Raw genomic sequence first — 6,336 nt, forward strand, 5'->3', positions numbered from 1 at the left:
AGCCTGGTTACGGCCCGACGGTGCCCGGTTGGGCGCATCCCGGCAATGTCACCCGTTCCGGTTACTCGACCGAGTTGGGGCGGCCGAGGGCGGGCGCAGCGGGGGCGCACGGGAGCATTTCCCAGGGCGCAAGGGGGGTGCGGATCGTCACCGTGGGTATCCCGCTGGCGTTGCTGATCGCTAACCTGGTGTCAGATTCCTTGGACGGTCGGACAGTCGGCAACAGATCAGCAGAATCGTCGCCCGCCGGCCGGGACCGGAGGGTGTGGGGAGGCGAAGCCCAATGGCCGCGAGACCACTCGTCGCACGACAGCCCAACGAGCGTCTGCAGCAACTGATCCAGGAGGCCAGCTGCTCCAACGCCGGCCTGGCCCGGAGGGTCAACCTCTGCGGTGCCGAGCACGGTCTGGACCTGAGGTACGACAAGACCTCCGTCGCCCGCTGGCTGCGCGGTCAGCAGCCGCGCGGGCAGGCGCCGGCGGTGATCGCCGAGGCCCTGGGCCGCAAGCTCGGCCGCAGCGTGTCGGTCGAGGAGATCGGCATGGCGGACGGCAAGAACCTGAGCTCGGGCATCGGGCTGCAGTTCGCGCCGACGCTGGGCGCCGCCCTGGAGCAGGTCTGCGAGCTCTGGCGCAGCGACGTCGGCCGGCGGGACTTCCTGACCGGGGCGACGGTCGCCGCCTCGGCGCTGGTGGAGCCCAGCCGGGACTGGCTGATCACCCCGCCGGACCCGGTGGTGGCGCGCACCGGCGGCCCCAGGGTCGGCCCGACCGACGTGGCCGCGATCAAGGCGACCACCGCGATGCTGGTCGACCTGGACCACCGATTCGGCAGCGGGCACGTGCGCCCGGTGGTGGTGCACTACCTCAACTCGGTGGTCTCCGGCCTGCTCGGCGGCGCCTACCGGGAGGAGACCGGCCGTCAACTCTTCGCCGCGGTGGCGAGGTTGACCGAACTGGCCGGCTACATGGCGGTGGACACCGGCCAGCCGGGGCTGGCCCAGCGCTACTACATCCAGGCGCTCCGGCTCGCCCAGGCGGCCGACGACCGCGGCTACGGCGGCTACGTGCTGGCCGCCTCGATGAGCCACCTGGCGGCCACCCTCGGCAACCCGCGGGAGATCGCCCAACTCGCCCGTGCCGCCCAGGAGGGTGCCCGGTCGGTGGCCACCCCGACGGCGATGGCGATGTTCTACGCCGCCGAAGCCCGCGGCCACGCCCTCCTCGGCGACGCCCGCTCCTGCGAGGCGGTGTCGGCCAGGGCGCTGGAGATGATGGAGAAGCGCCGCCCGGAGGACGACCCGGACTGGATCGTCCACTTCGACGACGCCTACCTCGCCGACGAGCTGGCCCACTGCCACCGGGACCTGGAACAGGCCGGCCCGGCCGAGCACTACGCCCGCCGGGCGCTCGACCTGCACCCGCCGACCCGGGTCCGGCGCCGCGCGGTGGACCTGGTGCTGCTGGCCACCGCCCAGTTGCAGCAGCGGGACCTGGAACGCGCCTGTGAGACGGGCACCCAGGCGGTCCGGCTGCTGAGCGGGCTGCGCTCCAACCGGGGCGTGGAGTACCTGGACGAGTTCCGGCGCCGGCTGGAGCCCTACCGGGAACAGCGGGTGGTCCGCGAGTTCCACGCCAGGGCGGACGCGGAGGCGGCCTGATCCGGCGGCGGCCGCGGATCGTCTGCGCAGGGAGCGTGACGGAGGTCCCGCCCACGTGGTCACCCGGTGAGGTGAACCGGTAGCGTGGGCGCGACGTCCAAGGAACTGTGATGCTCCCAAGAACCGACGAGATGTGGTCCGCCGTCAGCGCGCGGTCCTGCACAGGTGAGGAATCGCGTTGAGTCAGCGCCGCTCGTACCCCAACTCGGGTGACTTCAACCTGGACGACCTGTTCCGCCCCGAGCCCGGCCAGCCGCCGGGCCAGCAGGGCCAGCCGCAGGGCCAGCAGCAGTTCCCGGGCCAGCCGCAGGGCCAGCAGCAGTTCCCGGGCCAGCCGGGCCAGCAGCAGTTCCCAGGGCAGCCGCAGGGCCACTCCGCGGTGCCGCCGGTGGGGCAGCCGTCCGGGCAGCCGGAGTACCTCGGGGAGGGCGGGCACGCGCTGCCGACCCAGGCCGTGCCCGCGCAGCCGATGCCCGGCCAGCCGATGCCGGGCCAGCCGACGCCCGTGCCCGGGGCCCCGTGGGGTGCGCCGCAGCCCGGGTACGGCGTCCCGCAGGCCGACCCGGCCCCGGAGACCCAGTACCTGCCGCCCTACCCGGCCGGCGACCCGCAGGGGGGCGGCTACCCGGTGCCGCAGGCCCAGCCCGGCTTCCCGCAGCAGCAGCCCGCGCCCGGCTACCAGGCGTACCCGCCGGCCGCGCAGCCCCAGCCGCCCTACCCGGCGCAGGACTACGGCCAGGACCAGCACCAGGGCTACGCCCCGGATCGCGGGCAGGGCTTCGACGCGACCCAGGCCGGCGGGTCGGGGCGCGGCGGTCGCCCGTCCAACAAGCTGATCATCGGCGGGGTGGTGGCGGGCTGCGCGGCGGCCGGCATCCTGGTCGCCGTCCTGATGAGCGGCGGCACCGACACCAAGGACGGCAAGAAGACCACCCCGGTGGCCGCCACCACCACCGGCGTCCCCGGCACGGCGAGCGGGAGCGGCTCCGGCGCCGCCGTCGACCCGGACGTCAAGGCGCAGGCGCAGCCGCTGTCGGACCTGCTGGGCACCGCGAGCGACAGCCGCACCTCGGTGGTCTCCGCGGTCGCCTCGGTGCAGAAGTGCGACAAGCTGCCCGAGTCGCAGCAGGCCCTCACCGCCGCGGCCGGCAAGCGCCGCGAGCTGCAGACCAAGCTGGGCCAGCTGAAGACGGACAAGCTGCCCGGCGGCCAGCAGCTGGTCGAGCAGCTGAACGCGGCGTGGACCGCCTCGGCCCAGGCCGACGACGAGTACGCGGCCTGGGCGCAGGACGCGCAGGCCTCCTGCGACGCGAAGAAGCAGGACAACCAGCACTACAAGAACGCCGTCCAGGCCAGCGGCACCGCGACCACCGCGAAGAAGCAGGCCTCCACGCTCTGGAACACGATCGCCGGCCAGACCGGCCTGCCCAACCGCGGCGACGGCGACCTGTAACCCGGGAGTCGTGGGAGTCCGGGACCCGCGGGACTCGCAGGAGTCGCGGGGGGCAGCCGAGCCGCGGGAGACGCCGGACGGACCGAATCGGGGCGGGCCGCGACGGGCCCGCCCCTCGCGTCACGCCGGCGGACGGCCCCCGGTGAGCACCCAGCGGACGTCCACGAAGCCCGGTTGCTGCAGGGTCATCCGGCCGTTCTTGACCACCTGGTAGGTGACCCAGGTGTTCACCAGACGAGGCGACTCGGTGCTGGGCAGCATGTTGGTGGTGCCCCAGCTCAGCGGCGGGGTGACGCCGGTGTCGATGCCCTCTCCGGCGTCCAGCAGCCCGGTGACCGTCTTCGAGGTGACCGGCTTGCCGGCCTCCGCCAGCTTCTGCGCCACCGTCCGGAAGACCTCGTACGAGACCCAGGTGGTCTGCACCCCGGGGTCGGAGACGTCGATGGTGTTCCCGCCGGTGGTGTCGGCACGCACCACCGAGCGCAGCCCGTCCCAGATCTTCGCCGACTCCGGCGGGTACCAGCTGGTGACGTAGGCGCCGCCGAGCGGGCCGGGGTCGCCGCCGGTGGAGTCGACCACCGACTGCTGCACGCTGCCGATCACCGAGGCGATCCGGGTGTTCTTCGGGTTCAGCCGCCGGTAGGAGTCCAGCAGGTTGCCGGTCGGCTCGGCGGCCAGCGCGCTGGTGACGCAGTTGCCCGGCTCGTCCTTGCCGAGCGCCTTGCGGGCCACCGGGGTGTAGTCGGAGGACTGCTCGGGCGCCTTGACGTCCAGCAGCTTGATCCCGGCCGGCCGCAGCGCGCCGCCGAGGTAGCCGAGCAGGTTGTCACCGGCCGGGGTGTCCGGGCGGACCAGCGCCACGGCCTTGCAGCCGGCCTCGACCAGCTGACGGCCGTTGCCCGCGATCAGCGCCGGCAGGCCGCCGTCCACCGGGTAGGACAGCGGGCTGGAGAACTCGGGCTGGGAGAGCCCGTACCCGCCGATCAGCGGGATGCCGGCGCGCTCCAGGACCGGCATGAAGGCCTCGCCCCACTGGCTGTAGGAGCCGATCACGGCGACGGCCTTGGTGTCCACCGCCTGCTGGGCGCAGGCACGGGCGCCCTCGACGCTGTTGTGCTCGTTGCAGGTGATCACCCGCAGCCGGTGGCCGTTCAGGCCGCCCTTGATGTTGACGTCCTGGCCGATGGCGGAGGCGAGCGCGGTCATGCCCGGCCGGTCGGCGGAGCGGGTGCCGGACGGGGCCCAGGTCATGACCGTCAGGTCGTCGCCGCCGGCGGCATCGGCCGGTCCGCCGCACGCGGAGGCCGAGAGGAGGGTGGGGAGCAGCGCCGCGGCGGTCACGGCGGCGGCGATCGGGCGTCGGCGGCGACGCCGCACGATCGGGGGAGGGCCCTGGAACGAGTCCCTTCGGCTGGTCATCGATCTTCCCTCTCTCTGGGCGCACTCCGGCGCACCGGATCCAGCCAAGCCCCGGTGCCACACGCCGAGAGGGCAGAAGTGCGAACGGTCGGCAAACGGCGGCTGAAATCCGGATCGGTACGCGTGTAGATCGCGAGTGGAGTACGAACAGACGGGGAACGTACGATCGTTCACCATGTCCGTCAGCACAGATTCTTCGCACCGGTCCGCCCGAAACCCTTCTCGTCCGGGCCACCGCTCCAGCACGATGGGCGGCATGCTCAACGATCTGCCCTGGTGGCGCTGGCGAGCCCGACTCCGCTCGGCGCTGCACATGCTGTCCGACCCCGGTTTCCAGCAGGAGGCCTGGCTGACCGGCCGGGAGGGGTACGGGGACGTGACCGACGCCGTGTACCGGCTGGTCGAGGACACCTGGCTGGACCGCTGGTCCGCCGAGAAGTACGTGGGCACGATCTTCCGGGACTCCGCCGAGGCCGCGGTGGTCGACGTCGCGGTGCTGCGGGCGGTGCAGATGCTGCACGAGGTCGGCGCGGACGCCCCGGCCTCCGCCTACCTCGGCCACCCCGACTGGCCGGAGGCCGTCCGGGCCGCCCGCGAGGCGCACGTGCTGCTGGCCGCCAACGACGGGGACGACCCGGACGCGACGCCCAAGTCGCTGGACGTGCTGCGCATCCTCACCCAGGTCTGAGACCCCGGTCCGACCCCGGCCGGGCTCCGGCCGGACGGTGCCGTCCCGCAGTACGGGCAGCGGGGCGGCGGCTGTCCAGGATGTGACACGCTGGACCGTCCACGCACGTCACGAACTCAGAACGGGATACCCCCAGTGGAACAGCAGCCGGCCGGCGCCCAGTACGTCCTCACGCTGTCCTGCCCGGACAAGCAGGGCATCGTCCACGCCGTGTCCAGTTACCTCTTCATGACCGGCTGCAACATCATCGACAGCCAGCAGTTCGGGGACGGCGGCAGCGGGCTCTTCTTCATGCGGGTGCACTTCTCCGCCCCCGAGCCGGTCACCGCGGACAAGCTGCGGGCCAGCTTCGCCGCGATCGGTGCCTCCTTCGCGATGGACTGGCAGATCCACCAGTCCGAGGAGCGGATGCGGATCGTCCTCATGGTCAGCAAGTTCGGGCACTGCCTGAACGACCTGCTGTACCGCACCCGGATCGGCGCCCTGCCGGTGGAGATCGTCGCGGTGGTCTCCAACCACACCGACCTGCGGGACCTGACCGAGAGCTACGGGATCCCCTTCCACCACATCCCCGTCACCAGGGACACCAAGGCTGAGGCCGAGCAGCGGCTGCTGGACCTGGTCGCCAAGGAGGACGTCGAACTGGTCGTGCTGGCCCGCTACATGCAGGTGCTCTCCGACCAGCTGTGCACCGAGCTGTCCGGCCGCGTGATCAACATCCACCACTCCTTCCTGCCGAGCTTCAAGGGCGCCAAGCCGTACCACCAGGCACACGCCCGCGGCGTGAAGCTGATCGGCGCCACCGCGCACTACGTCACCGCCGACCTGGACGAGGGCCCGATCATCGAGCAGGAGGTGGCCCGGGTCACCCACGACGTCAGCCCGGACCAGCTGGTCGCGCTCGGCCGGGACGTCGAGTGCCAGGCGCTGGCCCGCGCGGTGAAGTGGCACAGCGAGCACCGGGTGCTGCTCGACGGCGCCCGTACGGTCGTCTTCGCGTAAACCGCGCCCAAGCCGCCTAAGGGCGTCCGCCAGTAGGTCATCGGATGCGGGGGCTTCGAGGCCGGGTATCCCAGCGGTAGAGGGTCCAAGCCCGTCTGATTAGGCAGCGGACAG

General features: G+C 72.6%; 5 protein-coding genes. 4 read left to right on the forward strand and 1 reads right to left on the reverse strand.

All coding sequences use genetic code 11. From position 1 onward, the window contains the following. Positions 1–283: 283 nt before the first annotated feature. Positions 284–1,660 carry a transcriptional regulator gene (locus ACZ51D_RS36325; protein WP_360494589.1) on the forward strand — a complete coding sequence of 459 codons (1,377 nt, stop codon included), beginning with the start codon at positions 284–286 and terminating at the stop codon, positions 1,658–1,660. A gap of 178 nt (positions 1,661–1,838) precedes the next feature. Further along, a complete protein-coding gene (locus tag ACZ51D_RS36330) occupies positions 1,839–3,113 on the forward strand; it encodes a hypothetical protein (protein ID WP_465664676.1) in 1,275 nt (424 codons plus the stop codon). A 120-nt stretch (positions 3,114–3,233) separates the two neighbouring features. On the opposite strand, the gene ACZ51D_RS36335 is transcribed toward ACZ51D_RS36330, so the two are convergent. Continuing rightward, a complete protein-coding gene (locus tag ACZ51D_RS36335) occupies positions 3,234–4,532 on the reverse strand; it encodes an ABC transporter substrate-binding protein (RefSeq protein WP_465616506.1) in 1,299 nt (432 codons plus the stop codon). A 256-nt stretch (positions 4,533–4,788) separates the two neighbouring features. Between ACZ51D_RS36335 and ACZ51D_RS36340 the strand changes: the two genes are divergently transcribed. Next, entirely contained in the window at positions 4,789–5,220 is a 432-nt protein-coding gene (locus ACZ51D_RS36340) for an SCO4402 family protein (RefSeq protein ID WP_465664677.1), read from the forward strand. Positions 5,221–5,355: 135 nt separating this feature from the next. Beyond that, positions 5,356–6,222, forward strand: coding sequence for a formyltetrahydrofolate deformylase (gene purU / locus ACZ51D_RS36345; protein ID WP_465664678.1), 867 nt, complete (start codon positions 5,356–5,358; stop codon positions 6,220–6,222). The last annotated feature ends 114 nt before the right edge of the window (positions 6,223–6,336 follow it).

The sequence above is a fragment of the Kitasatospora sp. NPDC033851 genome, from assembly GCF_055576085.1.

Bases quoted from the DNA above. Each gene is read 5' to 3' on its own strand.
- ACZ51D_RS36340 (WP_465664677.1), top strand. From the start codon at position 4,789: ATGCTCAACGATCTGCCCTGGTGGCGCTGGCGAGCCCGACTCCGCTCG.
- ACZ51D_RS36335 (WP_465616506.1), bottom strand. From the start codon at position 4,532: ATGACCAGCCGAAGGGACTCGTTCCAGGGCCCTCCCCCGATCGTGCGG.
- ACZ51D_RS36325 (WP_360494589.1), top strand. From the start codon at position 284: ATGGCCGCGAGACCACTCGTCGCACGACAGCCCAACGAGCGTCTGCAG.